Here is a 13,561-nt window from a genome sequence, read left to right on the forward strand (position 1 = left end):
GTCAGCGCTGTTGGGCCAGCTCGGACACGTCCAGGGCGCCGTCGTTGATCAGCTTGTCGCCGAGCTCGGACAGCGCCCGCCCGGCGGCCAACTCGTCCCCGATGCCGGGCACGGCCCGGTCGTCCGGGTTGCGGCGGGCGTGCGCCACGCTCTCGTGCCGCTTGCCGTCAGCGGTGAACAGCACCGCCGTGGCCGTGGTCACGGCGTCGTTGTCGTCCTCGCTGATCCAGATCTGTACGTTCCACTGCTTGTAGTCCATGGTGACCACCTCTCACCCAGGAGCCCCTACCCGTGGGCCGCGCCCGTAACGTGGCCGCTACCTGCTGACGCCGTCGTCGCCGGGCACCAGCAGGCGCAGGTCGTCGCGGCGGGGCAGGCTCTCCCAGTCACCCTGGGAGGTCACCGCGAACGCGCCGGCCGCGCAGGCCGTCGCCAGACGCCGCTCGGCGTCGGCCCCGGCCAGCCAGTCGGCCAGCCATCCGGCGGCGAACCCGTCCCCGGCTCCCACCGGATCGACCTCGGTGACCTGGCACGGCTCCCCGCGGAGCAGTCGTCCGCCGGACAGCTCCAGCGCTCCCTGAGAGCCGAGCTTGATCAGCACATGGCGGGGCCCGAGCTCGGCCAGGGACTGCGCCAGCTCGGCGGGCCCGGCGGCTTCGGCGATCAGGCGGCCCTCGGCCTCGGTGGCGAACAGCACGTCCACCTGGCCGATCGTCTCGCGCAGCCACGCGCCCGCCTCGGCGGGCGTCCACAGCGCCCTGCGGTAGTTGACGTCCAGCGACACGGTGACACCGGCGGAGCGGGCCTCGGCGACGGCGTGCCGCACGCTCTCCCGGCAGGACGCTGACAGGGCGGGGGTGATCGCCGAGATGTGCAGCACCCGGGCGCCTCTGATGAGCCCGGGGTCGAGGTCGCCGGGGGAGAGCCGGGAACCCGCGCTGCCCGCCCGGTAGTAGCTGACCGCGATGTGGTCGGCCGTCCGCCTGCCTTTGATCATCAGGCCGGTCGGCGCCTCCGGGTCGGCGATGGCGCGCACGTCGACGCCCTCGCCCGCGAGCGTCGAGCGGATCAGGTCGCCGAACTCGTCGGCGCCCACCCGGCCGATCCAGCGGGCGCTGTGGCCCAGCCGGGCCACGCCGATGGCGACGTTCGACTCGGCGCCGCCCAGGCCCAGGTCGAAGTCGCGGGCGAAGCGCAGCGGGCCGGTGCGGCGGGCGGCGAACAGCGCCATGGTCTCGCCGAAGGTCACCAGTTCGGACACGAGGCACCCAGCTTTCTGGAGATGCGAGCAGCCGCCCCCGCCACCAGGGGCCCCAGCTCGCGCACCCGCGCGGCGGTGATCCGCGAGGTGAGGCCGGAGACCGAGATGGCGGCGGCGGCTTCGTCGTCGTGGTTGAAGATCGGTGCGGCGACGCAGCGCACCTCGGACTCGTTCTCGCGGTCGTCCACGGCGTAGCCGAGCCCGCGGACGCGCGCCAGCTCGTCGCGGAGCCTGGCCGGATCGGTGATGGTGTGGCGGGTCCGCTCCGGCAGCCCGGCCGCGACCAGTTCCTCGACCGCCTCCTCCGGCTGCCAGGCCAGGATGGCCTTGCCGACCGCGGTGCAGTGCACGGGGCTGCGGCTGCCGATGCGCGAGGCCATGCGGACCGTCGCCTCGTTCTCGACCTTGTCGATGTAGACGACGTGCGGTGGGTCGTAGACCACCAGGTGGACGGTCTCGCGCACCTCGCTCATCAGCCGGTGCGACTCCTCGGCAGCCACCGTGCGCAGGTCGAGCGTGGCGAGGTAGGCCTGGCCGAGGCGGAGGGCACCGTGCCCGAGCCGGTAGGCGCCGCTCTTGCCGTCGCGTTCGAGCAGCCGGGTCTCGATGAGCGGCGCGGTCAGCCTCAGCACGGTGCTCTTGGACAGGCCCACGGCGGTGGCGAGCTGGGTGAGTGTCAGCCCGCCGTGCTCGCGCACATGCTCCAGCACGACCAGGGCACGCCTGAGCGAGGCGGACTGGTTACGTTCGGGCACGGTGGAAAGCTACCCGATTCGTGGATAGATGCCACAATTTGCAGCACATCGTTGTGCAATGCAGAACACGTCGCTCATGGAGTCCGCAACCCGTGCGGCGGGTCAGGATGCCTGGGCAACGGCCCCGTGCCTGCGCACGTCCGCCGCGCCGCGGCCCGGATCCTCGCGCGGCGGGCCGTCCACCTCGGCGGCGGCGGCGTCGGCGGTGGCGGAGACGTCCAGGGAGACGACCGACCCGTTGCCGTTCAGGTAGTGCAGGGTCCGCCCGTCGCCGGAGAAGTTGTAGTCGTGCCCGGGGGCTTCCAGCCTGAGGGTCGAGAGCAGCCGCCGGTCCCCGACCCGCCAGAGCCGCACCACGTCGCCGGAGGGCAGGGCGAGCAGACGGCTGTCAGGGCTGAAGGCGGGGGAGTCGGTGGCGACCGCCTGCACGGCGTCGGGTCCGGAGACGGCGTCTGATGGGACGGCGGGCTGTTCGGTGTCCGCTCCGGTGACGGGGCCGGGGATCGTCGCAGGCTTCCTGGCGTCCGATCCCCCCTTGGTGTCGGGGGTGGGGTCGCTGATGAGGGCGGGGTGGGCGCCGGCGAGGGCCAGGAGGCGGCCGTCAGGGCTGAACGCGAGAGGCGGGGCGTCGCCGTCCGGACCGGGGGCGACGTGGACGGTGCGGCTGATGGCCCGCCGCGACACGTCCCACAGCTCCACCCGGCCGTCCGAGCCGGAGACCGCCGCCCGGCGCCCGTCCGAGGAGAGCGCCACCTGCCCGCCCGTCACCTCGAACACCGGCCGGTCGTGCGAGTAGAGGGCGGTCCGGTCGCCGTTGCTGATGGTGAACGTGGCCTGCGCCGCCGGCGGCCCGGCCGAGACGGCCACCCGCCTGCCGTCGAACGTCTCGGCGTACCGGCCGTCGTCGCTCAGCGCGGTCGTGCCCGACGGCAGCGGGTAGGTCGCCAGGCGCCGCCTGCTCGGCACGTCCCAGTGCGTGACCGCGCCGCCCGCCCATCTGATCAGGCTGTCGCCGCTCAGCCGGTAGCTCGCGTGGAAGTCCGCGGCTGGGTCCGTGAACACGCCGGGCTCCGGCAGCGACGCCGACAGCGCGGTCCGGGCCTCGGTCTGGCCGCGCCCGTCGCCGGGCTCCAGGGCGCCGGCCTCGGTCTGGCCGCGCCCGTTGCCGGGCTCCAGGGCGCCCTTCACGGCGATGGTGGCGACGCTCACGGCCAGCGCGACGGAGGCGGCCAGCACCGCCACGAGGGGCACCCGCGCCCACCGGCCGCTCCCCGGGTACGCCGGCTTCCGCCGGGTGCCGTGCCGGGTCCCTCGTCGGCTGCTCGTGCGCGGGATCGCCTGCGGTCGTCCGGCCCGGCGGGCTCGCTCGTCGGTCGTCCAGGCGCGGAGCCTGGGCCAGGCCCTGTAGAGGGCGGCGCTCACCGGCGCGACCCCGTCGCCGCTGACGGCCACGAGCGTGCCCACCTCGGTCTGGACGGAAGGGACGCGGACGCTGCGCCGCACCAGCAGCCCGGCCTCGGTGAGGCGGGCGAGAGTGCCGTGCTCGTCGTAGGCCGCCGAGCCGTCGGGTGGCCCGTCCAGCAGGCCGAGCAGCAGCCCTGGCAGCTCGTGCCGCTGCAGTAACGACAGCGTGGCGTAGACCTCCTCGGCGACCTCGCCGAGCCCGCGCGGCCCGGCGGGCCCGTCCGGCGGGCGCAGCTCCGGCGCCGGCTCGACCAGCAGCTCGCGGGCCGCGGGACGGTCGGCGGGGTCCTTGGCGAGGGCGCGCCCGACCAGGTCGCGCAGCGGGGCGGGCAGCATGCTCACGTCGGGATCGGCCGCCAGCAGCCGGTGCATGACCTCGCCCAGGCTCTCGCCGCGGAACGGATCCTCGCCGGTGGCCGCGTACAGCACCAGGGCGCCCCAGGCGAACACGTCGGCCGCCGCGCCCGCGAGCTGCCCCGTGAAGACCTCGGGCGCCAGGTAGGTGTGGGTGCCGCCGACCGCGCCGGGCCCGCCGACGCCGATCACCTTGGGGCCGCCGCTGGACAGCAGTACCTTGTCCGGTCTCAGGTCACGGTGCGCCAGCCCGGCCGTGTGCAGGGCGTCCAGCGCGGACGCCACGGCGGTGGCCAGCGCGAGGAGGTCCGCGCCGGAGTAGGGGCCGTGCCGCGTCACCGCCTGCCGCAGGTCCGGACCGTCGGCGAACTCGCTGACCACGTAGGGGACGGGGGCGTCCAGCCGGACCTCGACCACCTCGGCCAGGTGGCGGTGCGCCACCTGGCGGATCGGCGTCCTGCGGCCGCGCGGCACCGTGACCGCGAACCGGCGGCCCCGCTCGTCGTAGGAGTCGTAGACGACCCCGCGTCTGCCCGTGCCGAGGCGCCCTGCCAGCCAGTAGCCGCCAAGCTCTTCGGGATCACCGGGCACCATCATCGAAGGCTTAGACGCACGTGGGCGGAGATTGGTTGGCACCTCAGGACGCCACAGGCCCCCCGCGCGCCTTCGGGGAGCCCGTGGATGATGATCATTATGGCAGGGTTTCGGATCTTGACTGCCATTCGGTCCGCAGCACTGACATGAGCACCGAGTCGTGCCACTCGCCGTCCCAGAGGAGCGCGTCGCGGAGCACTCCCTCCTCCACGAACCCCGCCTTCTTGTAGACGTGCTTGGCCCGATCGTTGAAGGAGAAGACGTCGAGGCTGATCCGGTGCAGCGGCGTCGTGCCGAAGGCGTGCTCCAGCACCAGGGAGATCGCCTCGGTGCCGTAGCCCCTGCCGAACGCGCGCGCGCCGATCAGCGCGATCCGCAGGTTGCACGACAGGTTGGCGGCGTCGAGCTCGTTGAGCACCACCTCGCCCACGTACTCGTCCCGCGCCATGATCGCCAGGTCGAGCCGGTCCTCCTGCTCGGCCCTGGTGGCGTACCAGCGGCGGCTCGCCTCGGCGTCGATCTGCCCGTGGGAGCCGGTCAGCCGCCGCACCTCGGGGTCGGTGACCAGCTCCTGCAGGCCCTCCGCGTGCTCGGGACCGACCGGCCGCAGCGTCACGAGCTTGCCCACCAGCGTGGGTTTGTAAGCGAACATCGTCCCTGGTTATCAGCCGTGATCGGCGGTGGGCAATCCCATTTCCCGCAGGACCGCGTGCAGCACCGCCTCGGGGCTCATCGAACCGACGTCATAGGTCAAATCGCTCACCTCCTGGAAATAGCGCCCGCGGCGGGCCCGCATGGTGGCGGGGGAGAAGTCGGGGCGGTGCGTGCCGGAGCGCATCCGTTCGGCCAGGATGTCGTCGTCGGCGTCGAGCCAGATGACCAGGGCGTGGCGCAACACGGCCCGCGCGGCGGGGTCCTCCAGGGTGCTGGCCGCGGCGGCGATCACCTTCGGTTCGCCGGCCAGCTCCTCCATCAGGTGCTCGGACTCGCGGGCGTGCAGCGTGTCGACACCCTCGGCGGCGGCGATCTCGGCCGCGCTCGCGCCGTAACGCTTCCTCATGAAGGGGTCGCTGTCGCTGAACGGCAGGCCGAGGGACTCCGCCAGCAGCCGTCCAACGGTCGTCTTACCGCTCCCCATCAGCCCGATCACCACGATTGGTTTGTTTTTCCACATGTGGATAGAGGTTCCTCGTGCCAAGGAGGTAAATCAAATGACCATCGCCGGAAGCATCATCCTCATCATGCTCGGTGCGATCCTCACGTGGGCCGTCGAGTTCGAGCTGGCCGGCCTCGACATCAACGTCGTCGGCGTGATCCTCATGCTCGGTGGTGTCGTGGGGCTGCTGTTCGGGATCTACCGGATCAGTGTCACGCGCAGGGCCGTCGGCCCGATCGACGAGCCGGTCGTCCGTCACGAGATTTACGAGGAGCCCGAGACCCGCAGGACCACGGTCTACGAGGAGCGTCGTCGCGTCGACGAGCCCCCTCTGTAAGCCGGACTAACCCCCATCGAAGGAGGTGAAAACCGACATGCCGGCAAGTCAGGAACTGCCGTCCACCATCCGGCGCTCCCCTAAGAAGGCGCAGGACACGTGGATGAAGGCGCACGACTCGGCCGTGCAGGAGTACGGCGAGGGCAGGCGCGCTCACATGACGGCCTTCGCCGCGCTTAAGCACACGTTCGAGAAGGTCGGCGACCACTGGGAGCCGAAGGCGAAGAAGGGCCCGTCGGACAAGGGCGCGATGGACCGCTCGGGCCGGACCGCCGAGGGCGTCAACGCCAACGCGACCAAGGAGCACCTGCAGCATGTGGCGGCGGAACTCGGCATCCGCGGCCGGTCGACGATGACCAAGCAGGAGCTCGTGGAAGCCATCAAGAAGGCCAATCGGCGGGCCACCGCGAAGGCCCGCCGCTGACCCACCCGCTCACAGCAACCGCTTGACCGCCGCGACGACAGCGTGGCGGTCAATGCGTGCGTCCGCGAGTTGTTCCTCCGGTGTCGCCGACCCGGGCAGCCCGTGCACGGCCAGCTTCACGACCCTCGGCCCGAGCTCGCTCACCGCGTCCAGCACCGCGTCGCCCAGGCCGCCCTCGGGCCGGTGGTCCTCCACGGTGATGAGGTTGCCCGTCGTGGTCGCGGCCTCCACCAGAGCGGCGGCGTCGATGGGCTTGATGGAGTACATGTCCAGCACGCCGACCTGGATCCCCTCGCCTGCCAGCGCGTCGGCCGCGGCCAGCGCCTCGTGCACGGTGATCCCCGCGGCGACGATCGTGGCCCGGTCGGACGACGATTGGCGCAGCACGCGCGAGCCGCCCACGGGGAAACGCTCGCCCGGCTGGTAGATCACCGGTGTCGCGCCCCGCGTGGTGCGCAGGTACGACACCCCGAACAGGTCCGCCATCTCGGCGGTCAGAGCAGCGGCCTGGTTGGCGTCACACGGGTAGAGCACGGTGCTGCCGTACACGGCCCGCATCATGGCCAGATCCTCCAGCCCCATCTGCGACGGCCCGTCCTCGCCGATCGACACGCCCGCGTGCGAGCCCACCAGGCGGATCGACGACTGGCTCACCCCCGCCATCCGGATGAAGTCGTGCGCCCTGGTCAGGAAGGCGGCGAAGGTCGCGGCGTACGGGATCCAGCCCCGTACCGCCATGCCGACGGCGGCGCCGACGAGCTGCTGCTCGGCGATGAACATCTCGAAGAACCGCTCGGGGAAGGCCGTGGCGAACCCCTGGGTCTTCGTCGAGTCGGCCACCTCGCCGTCGAGGACCACCACCTCGCCGCGGGCGGTGCCGAGCGCGACGAGCGCCTCGCCGAACGCGGTCCTGGTCGCGACCTCGTCGCCGGCCTTGAACTCGGGCAGCGTCAGCACGCCGCCCGCGAACCGGTGCGGCTCGCCCCGGCTCTGCGGGTGCTGGATCTCGATGGTCATGCTCCGCTGCCCGCCCAGCTCCTCGACCGCCCGCTCCGGGTCCTTCAGCGCCTTGCCGTGCGCCCCCTCGCGGTTCTCCACCTCCAGGACGCCCTCGCCCTTGCGGGTCTTGGCCAGGATCACGGTGGGCCGCCTGCGGGTGTTGCGCGCGTCACCGAGCGCGAAGTCGATCTGGCCGGCGTCGTGCCCGTCGATCTCGACCGTGTGCCAGCCGAACGCCCCGAACCTGCGCGCGTACGCGCCGACGTCCCAGCCGTGCCGGGTGGGGCCGCGCTGGCCGAGCCGGTTGACGTCCACGATGAGGGTGAGGTTGGCCAGCCCTTCGTTGCCGGCGTGCTCGGCGGCCTCCCAGATCGACCCCTCGGCCAGCTCGCTGTCGCCGCACAGCACCCACACCTGGTACGGCATGTGCTCCAGGCGCCCGGCCATCGCCACGCCCACCCCCACGGGCAGGCCCTGACCCAGCGATCCGGTGGCGACGTCCACCCAGGGCAGCCGCGGGGTCGGATGGCCTTCGAGCCGGCTGCCGCGTTTCCTGAAGGACAGCAGCTCCTCGTCGCTGACCACGCCCGCGGCCTTGAACAGCGAGTACAGCAGTGGCGAGGCGTGCCCCTTGGAGAAGATCAGGTGATCGTTCGCGGGGTCGTCCGGCCGCCCGAAGTCGTAGCGCAGATGGCAGGAGAACAGCACGGCCATCAGATCGGCGGCCGACATCGACGACGACGGATGACCGGATCCGGCGGCGGCCGACGCGCGCACGGAGTCGACGCGCAACTGAGCGGCCAGCTCGCTCAGGAACCGGTGATCGCGTTCAGGCATCAGCCCCTCCTAGACAGCACCACGGCCGCGGCGGTCACACCTGCGGCCAGCGCGATCGCCACCTGGCGCCGATGCTGGGAGAGCCAGAGCTGGGGGCTGCGCGCGTGGCTGCGGTCGTCGAAACCGCCGTGCGCGCCGTAGTCCCGCGACTCGTCGGCCGGCTCCCACAGGTTGGAGACGCCGCTCGGGGACTTCTCGGTGGTCTGTTGCGCGTCGATGCCGGTCCTGGCGAGATACCGGTCCACGAGGGCGGGCGCGATGCGCTGGGCGAGCAGGGTGGCGGCGGTGGTGGCGCCGACCCAGTACTCCTTGCGCTCCGGGTGCTCGGCCGCGTAGACGATGCCGCGGGCGGCGACCTCCGGCTGGTAGATGGGCGGCACCGGTTGCGGGTGGCGGCGCAGCTTCGACAGGACCCAGTCGAACTGCGGCGTGTTGACCGCCGGGAGCTGGACCATGGTGATGTCGATACCGCTGCCGTCCGCCAGCAGTTCCGTACGGACGGACTCGGTGAAGCCCTTGACCGCGTGCTTGGCGCCGCAGTAGGCCGACTGAAGGGGGATGCCGCGGTAGGACAGGGCGGAGCCGGCCTGCACGATCGTGCCGCGGTCGCGGGGGCCCATCAGGTCGAGGGCGACCTTGGTGCCCCAGACGTAGCCGAGGTAGGTGACGGCGGTGGTGCGCTCGAACTCCTCGGGCTTGACGTCGGTGAACCTGGCGAACACCGAGGAGAACGCGACGTTGATCCACACGTCGATGGGGCCCAGGTCGGCCTCGATGCGCTCGGCCGCCCGCCGCACCTGCTCGTAGTCGGCGACGTCGGCCTCGTAGACCTGCCCGACACCGCCGGCGGCGCCCACGTCGACGGCCGCCGCGCCCAGTCCGGTCGTGCCCCGTGCGATGAGGGCGACTTTGGCTCCCTTCGCTCCTAGCTCGCGCACGACGGCGCGCCCGACGCCGCCGCTCGCTCCGGTGACGACGACCACCTGTCCGTGGAGGGTATGTGGTGGCATGGGGGAATCAGCCCGCCTCTCCGATGTCACGGTCCTTCTGGCGACGTACGGCCAGCACGATGTCGATGACGGTGACGATGGCCGCGACGATCGCGATGCCGGTCATCACGGGCGCACGGGAAATGACGCCGAGCACGGCCAGCGCGAACAGGAACACCAGGATGAAGGAGCCCACCCTGATGTGCGCCACGTCGCGCGGTGTGGCGGGCACCATGGCATGCCCCCTGTCCGAACGCTCTTCCCAGTCCCTGTCTTCAGTCATGTGGCCCACCTGCCCCTACCGTTTGCCGCCTAACGTGGCGGGTAGCCCGGCGGGCGTGTCCGAGTTGCGGCCGAGTGACCAGAACGAGCCGGGGATCGTCCGGCGTCGTCGGGGGCGTGGCTTCAGCTATCACCACCCTGACGGCTCGCTGGTGCGCGACCGGGCGACCCTGGACCGGATCAAGGAACTGGTGATCCCGCCCGCCTGGACCGACGTGTGGATCTGCGCCTCCGCCGAGGGGCATCTGCAGGCGGTCGGGACCGACGCGGCGGGGCGCAAGCAGTACCGCTACCACGACCAGTGGCGGCAGGAGCAGGACGAGGCGAAGTTCGACCGCGTCCTGGAGCTGGCCGAGAGGCTGCCCGCGTTCAGGAAGACCGTCGACGAGCAGCTCAAGGGGCGCGGGCTGACCAGGCAGCGGGTGCTGGCCGCCGCGGCACGGCTGCTCGATGTGGGATTCTTCCGCGTGGGCGGGGAGAGCTACGACTCCTACGGCCTGGCGACCCTCCAGATGGAGCACGTCACCTGCTCCCGCGGCGCCATCACCTGCTCCTACCCGGCCAAAGGCGACATCCCCCGGGAGATCGAGCTGGCGGACGAGGGCGCCTGCCGGGTGATCCGGTCGCTCAAGGCCCTGCGCACCAGCGGTGACCTGCTGCGCTACCGCAACGGCCGCGGCTGGGTGGACGTGCGCAGCGAGGACATCAACGACTACCTGCACGAGACCGTCGGCGACTTCACCGCCAAGGACTTCCGCACCTGGCACGCCACCGTCCTGTCCGCCGTGGGGCTGGCGGTGTCCAAGGAGGCGGCCACCGAGGCCGCCAGGAAACGGGCGGTCGCCCGGGTCATGCGGGAGGTCGCCGACTATCTGGGCAACACCCCGACCGTGGCGCGGGGGTCGTACGTGGACCCGCGGGCGATCGAGGCGTACGAGCGGGGCAAGACCATCGCCGCCGCGCTGACCGAGCTGGGAGCCGACGCCGACTATGGGCAGCTCGCCACGCACGGCGCGGTGGAACGGGCGGTCATCCGCCTTCTTCGCGCCGTTTGAGCGGTTCGTCCATGGGCATGCGGCGACAGGAGAAGGAGGCAGCGATGGAAGCTCCGCAGTACGTCGCGGCCCGCGTCCAGCAGGCGCTGGCCGAGGACACGCGCACGAACGAGCTCGGCATCCGCGTCGACATTCGCGGTGACCAGCTCTTCCTGCGTGGCCAGGTGAGCGAGTCCGAGCAGAGGGACAGGCTCGGCGAGGTGGCGCGCGAAACCGCCCCGGCCCTCTACGTGCACAACGAGATAAAGATCGTCGATGTCACCGAGCCCGGGGAGGACGAGCATCTTGACTGACCTGCGCATAGCGGCCGTAGGAGACATTCACCTGGGCGAGGACGCCCGCGGCCATTACCGGAAGCGACTGACGGGCATCGAGGAACGTGCCGACGTGCTGATGCTGGCGGGTGATCTGACCCGGCACGGCACCCTCGCGGAGGGACAACTCGTGGCGGACGAGCTCCGCGACCTGCCGGTGCCGGTCGTCGCCGTGCTCGGCAACCACGACTACCACTCCGACCTGCAGCACCAGATCGCCGGCGAGCTACGGAACGCCGGCGTGATCGTGCTCGAAGACGACGGAGTGGTGGTGCAGTGCGGCGGGACGAAGCTGGGCGTGGTCGGCGGCAAGGGATTCGGCGGCGGGTTCGCGGGCAAGTGCGCCAGCGAGTTCGGCGAGCGTGAGATCAAGGACTTCGTCCGGCACACCCGCAACATCGCCGAGGCGTGGAAGGTCGCGCTCAAGGAGGTCCAGGCGGACCACCGTGTGGTGCTGTCGCACTACTCGCCCATCAAGGAGACGCTCGAGGGCGAGCCGCTGGAGATCTACCCGTTCCTTGGCAGCTATCTGCTGGCCGAGGCGGTCGACACGGCGGGTGCCGACCTCATCCTGCACGGCCACGCGCACAAGGGCAGCGAGAAGGGCATGACCCCCGGCGGGATCCGGGTGCGCAACGTCGCGCTGCCGGTGATCGGCAAGGCCTACGCGGTCTACTGCCTCAGCATGGACGAGTAGATCTGGCGCAACGCGACACGGCCGGCTCTGTGCGAGCCGGCCGTGTCGCGTTCGGACCGTTGTCAGCAAACTTTCGTTATGAACGCCCTTCCCGTGCCGAGGGGAAGGGCGGTAAGGCAACGTGATCCACTGGGCCGCTCTCGGGCACCGGCCCAGTGGAGGGACGGGTGGGGCGGTCGCCGCCCCTACACATTGAAGATGCTGACGCCTCCAGGCCCCACGAGGAACCCGAGGACGATCAGGACGATTCCCCAAAGGAGATCGCGACGGGCCAGAATCACATAGATGCCGGCGATGACGAGGATTACCGCGATGATCCAGAGCAAAGTAGCCATGCGTCTGCAACTGCCCGTGTGATTCGGCACTTAACATGTTTTCCCGCTCGGCGGCGATAAGTGGGTGCCGGATGACGACATTCGGTCACTTCCTCTCCTGTGAGGACCATGGCCACAGGAGCTGGTCAGGCAGGCCAAGGCGGCGGAACGCGCAGGGTTCGAGGCGCTGTGGATCTCCGGTCACTTCCGCTCACCACGGCCGTGACGTGCCCGCTCATCCGCATCCATCCGGCGGTCATCGCCCAGGGCACGCCACCACCGCAACGCCTGTGGCCGCCCACGCAGGGCATCGAGGGGGAGGCGTCGCAGATCCTGCCGTGGCACTTCGAGCGGCTCGCCGAGGCCGTCACGGAGCAGGACGCGTTCTTCGACTTCTACCGTGCCAGGTGCTGCCGATGGTCGCTAGGAGGCCGACTTCATCAGCTTGGCGTAGGCCAGCTGCAGCCAGTCGGACGCGGCCACCGCCGTCATCGCCGCGCCGGCCAGCCGGGTGGCCCTCGGCGCGAAGACCAGGCCGATGGCGTAGCCGGTGGCCGCCCACTGGGCGATGCAGAACGGGCAGCTCAGCAGCTCGCCGACGGTGTTGAGAGGCTTCTCCTTCAGCTCGGCGGGCCCGCTCACCCCTTCGTAGCGGGTGAAGGGCGCGCGGATCGGGCTCGTCACCGGATCCTTGGCCAGCAGCCGGGCCACCTTGTGCGTGCACGCCGCCATCAGTGCCACGTCCATCAGCCCGATCCGCTCCGGCGGGCGGCGTCCGGTCGCGGCCGCGGCGGCCACCGCGGTGGCCACCACGCCGCCGTACACGCTCAGGATGCGGACGTAGGTACGCAGCGGCCGGTCGTGCTCGCCCTCGTACTCCCGCTCGGTCTTCTCCAGGAAGTCGGTCATGAGGGCTCGCGCTACCCGGGCACCTTAGCTCTAGTCGCCCACCGCACTCCACAGCCATGATCCCAACGCCTATTCGCCGAGCGTGAGGGTAGCCCGACCCCATGAGCAGCCATAGCCATGAGGTCACTGACGCAATCCTTGACACGCTCAAACGCGCGAGCTCCGGGCTGAAGGACGCCGGGGTGAAGTTCGCTCTGGCGGGCGGATGCGCGGCCTACGCCAGAGGCGCCGCGCCCTCCCTGCACGACGTGGATTTCGTGCTCACCGAGCATGACGTGCCCGCCGCTCTGGAAGCGCTGCGCGGGCTGGGTTTCAAGACCGCCAAGCCGCCGGAGGACTGGCTGGTCAAGGCCTTCGACGAGGGCAAACTGGTGGACCTGATCTTCAAGGTGTCCGACCAGCCGGTGACCGACGAGCTGCTCGACCGGGCCGAACCGATGAAGGCGTCGGCCGTCATCGTGCCGGTGCTGGAGGCGACCGACCTCGTCGTGTCCTGGCTGCTGCCGATGTCCGAGCACGCCTGTGACTACGGCGCCCTGCTGCCTCAGGTGCGGGCGCTGCGCGAGCAGGTGGACTGGGCGCGGGTCGCCGCCGTGACCGCCCGCTCGCCGTACGCCGCGACGTTCCTCACCCTGCTCGAACGGCTGGGTGTGCTGGACGGCCCGGTGGAGCCTGCCGGGGACCCCGCCTGGCCGTAACCCCTGGGGACCGGGCCGCGCCAGTCGGGCGCGGCCTTTTTGCTGCCCTTGCACCACTTGCAGTGATGCGTACAGCGGTTGTCAAAGCCGCCGCAACCACCCTCGCGGATCCTCCAGGTGAC

General features: G+C 71.2%; 17 protein-coding genes. 6 read left to right on the top strand and 11 right to left on the bottom strand.

Annotated elements, in window-relative coordinates:
• Window position 1: 1 nt before the first annotated feature.
• The 6 genes from V5E28_RS09785 to V5E28_RS09810 all read right to left on the bottom strand — a co-directional run bounded on the left by V5E28_RS09785 (window position 2) and on the right by V5E28_RS09810 (window position 5,581).
• A complete protein-coding gene (locus tag V5E28_RS09785; protein ID WP_336206111.1) occupies window positions 2-259 on the bottom strand; it encodes a dsRBD fold-containing protein in 258 nt (85 codons plus the stop codon).
• A gap of 57 nt (window positions 260-316) precedes the next feature.
• Window positions 317-1,261, bottom strand: a complete 945-nt coding sequence (locus V5E28_RS09790) for a sugar kinase (protein ID WP_336206112.1) — start codon at window positions 1,259-1,261, stop codon at window positions 317-319.
• Window positions 1,246-2,016, bottom strand: coding sequence for an IclR family transcriptional regulator (locus V5E28_RS09795; protein WP_336206113.1), 771 nt, complete (start codon window positions 2,014-2,016; stop codon window positions 1,246-1,248). The genes V5E28_RS09790 and V5E28_RS09795 overlap by 16 nt, the downstream gene beginning before the upstream one ends.
• Window positions 2,017-2,118: 102 nt before the next feature.
• Window positions 2,119-4,431: a WD40 repeat domain-containing serine/threonine protein kinase gene (locus tag V5E28_RS09800; RefSeq protein ID WP_336206114.1), complete on the bottom strand. Its 2,313-nt coding sequence runs from the start codon at window positions 4,429-4,431 to the stop codon at window positions 2,119-2,121.
• Between the two features lie 94 nt (window positions 4,432-4,525).
• Window positions 4,526-5,080, bottom strand: coding sequence for a GNAT family N-acetyltransferase (locus V5E28_RS09805; RefSeq protein ID WP_336206115.1), 555 nt, complete (start codon window positions 5,078-5,080; stop codon window positions 4,526-4,528).
• Between the two features lie 12 nt (window positions 5,081-5,092).
• Window positions 5,093-5,581: a shikimate kinase gene (locus V5E28_RS09810; protein ID WP_336206117.1), complete on the bottom strand. Its 489-nt coding sequence runs from the start codon at window positions 5,579-5,581 to the stop codon at window positions 5,093-5,095.
• Between the two features lie 58 nt (window positions 5,582-5,639).
• Between V5E28_RS09810 and V5E28_RS09815 the strand changes: the two genes are divergently transcribed.
• Both V5E28_RS09815 and V5E28_RS09820 read left to right on the top strand, forming a co-directional pair.
• Window positions 5,640-5,921 carry a hypothetical protein gene (locus V5E28_RS09815; protein ID WP_336206118.1) on the top strand — a complete coding sequence of 94 codons (282 nt, stop codon included), beginning with the start codon at window positions 5,640-5,642 and terminating at the stop codon, window positions 5,919-5,921.
• A 37-nt stretch (window positions 5,922-5,958) separates the two neighbouring features.
• Entirely contained in the window at window positions 5,959-6,345 is a 387-nt protein-coding gene (locus V5E28_RS09820; protein WP_336206119.1) for a ChaB family protein, read from the top strand.
• A gap of 9 nt (window positions 6,346-6,354) precedes the next feature.
• Here V5E28_RS09820 and V5E28_RS09825 read toward each other — a convergent pair whose 3' ends face one another.
• From V5E28_RS09825 to V5E28_RS09835, 3 genes are read right to left on the bottom strand one after another with little or no spacing between them, the layout of a single operon-like run.
• Window positions 6,355-8,181, bottom strand: a complete 1,827-nt coding sequence (locus V5E28_RS09825; RefSeq protein WP_336206120.1) for a transketolase — start codon at window positions 8,179-8,181, stop codon at window positions 6,355-6,357.
• Window positions 8,181-9,191, bottom strand: a complete 1,011-nt coding sequence (locus tag V5E28_RS09830; RefSeq protein WP_336206121.1) for an SDR family oxidoreductase — start codon at window positions 9,189-9,191, stop codon at window positions 8,181-8,183. The genes V5E28_RS09825 and V5E28_RS09830 overlap by 1 nt, the downstream gene beginning before the upstream one ends.
• Before the next feature lie 7 nt (window positions 9,192-9,198).
• Entirely contained in the window at window positions 9,199-9,453 is a 255-nt protein-coding gene (locus V5E28_RS09835) for a hypothetical protein (RefSeq protein WP_336206122.1), read from the bottom strand.
• A 55-nt stretch (window positions 9,454-9,508) separates the two neighbouring features.
• Between V5E28_RS09835 and V5E28_RS09840 the strand changes: the two genes are divergently transcribed.
• From V5E28_RS09840 to V5E28_RS09850, 3 genes are read left to right on the top strand one after another with little or no spacing between them, the layout of a single operon-like run.
• Complete coding sequence (locus V5E28_RS09840; protein WP_336206123.1) at window positions 9,509-10,507, top strand: DNA topoisomerase IB; 999 nt, start codon at window positions 9,509-9,511, stop codon at window positions 10,505-10,507.
• Between the two features lie 44 nt (window positions 10,508-10,551).
• Window positions 10,552-10,800, top strand: a complete 249-nt coding sequence (locus tag V5E28_RS09845; protein WP_336206124.1) for a BON domain-containing protein — start codon at window positions 10,552-10,554, stop codon at window positions 10,798-10,800.
• Window positions 10,793-11,518 carry a metallophosphoesterase family protein gene (locus tag V5E28_RS09850; protein WP_336206125.1) on the top strand — a complete coding sequence of 242 codons (726 nt, stop codon included), beginning with the start codon at window positions 10,793-10,795 and terminating at the stop codon, window positions 11,516-11,518. Before V5E28_RS09845 ends, V5E28_RS09850 begins: the two co-directional genes overlap by 8 nt.
• Window positions 11,519-11,703: 185 nt before the next feature.
• On the opposite strand, the gene V5E28_RS09855 is transcribed toward V5E28_RS09850, so the two are convergent.
• Window positions 11,704-11,853 (bottom strand): GPGG-motif small membrane protein, encoded by a 150-nt coding sequence (locus tag V5E28_RS09855; protein WP_020543887.1) that lies wholly within the window; start codon window positions 11,851-11,853, stop codon window positions 11,704-11,706.
• 402 nt (window positions 11,854-12,255) lie between these two features.
• Window positions 12,256-12,741: a DUF1360 domain-containing protein gene (locus V5E28_RS09865; RefSeq protein WP_336206126.1), complete on the bottom strand. Its 486-nt coding sequence runs from the start codon at window positions 12,739-12,741 to the stop codon at window positions 12,256-12,258.
• Window positions 12,742-12,842: 101 nt separating this feature from the next.
• On the opposite strand from V5E28_RS09865, the gene V5E28_RS09870 reads away from it, so the two are divergent.
• The gene (locus V5E28_RS09870) at window positions 12,843-13,439 is read left to right on the top strand and encodes a nucleotidyltransferase (protein WP_336206127.1); all 597 of its coding nucleotides are present in this window, start codon (window positions 12,843-12,845) and stop codon (window positions 13,437-13,439) included.
• Window positions 13,440-13,561: the final 122 nt, after the last annotated feature.

Origin of the sequence: Nonomuraea sp. LPB2021202275-12-8 (assembly GCF_037044575.1) — a bacterium.
GTDB lineage: Bacteria > Actinomycetota > Actinomycetes > Streptosporangiales > Streptosporangiaceae > Nonomuraea.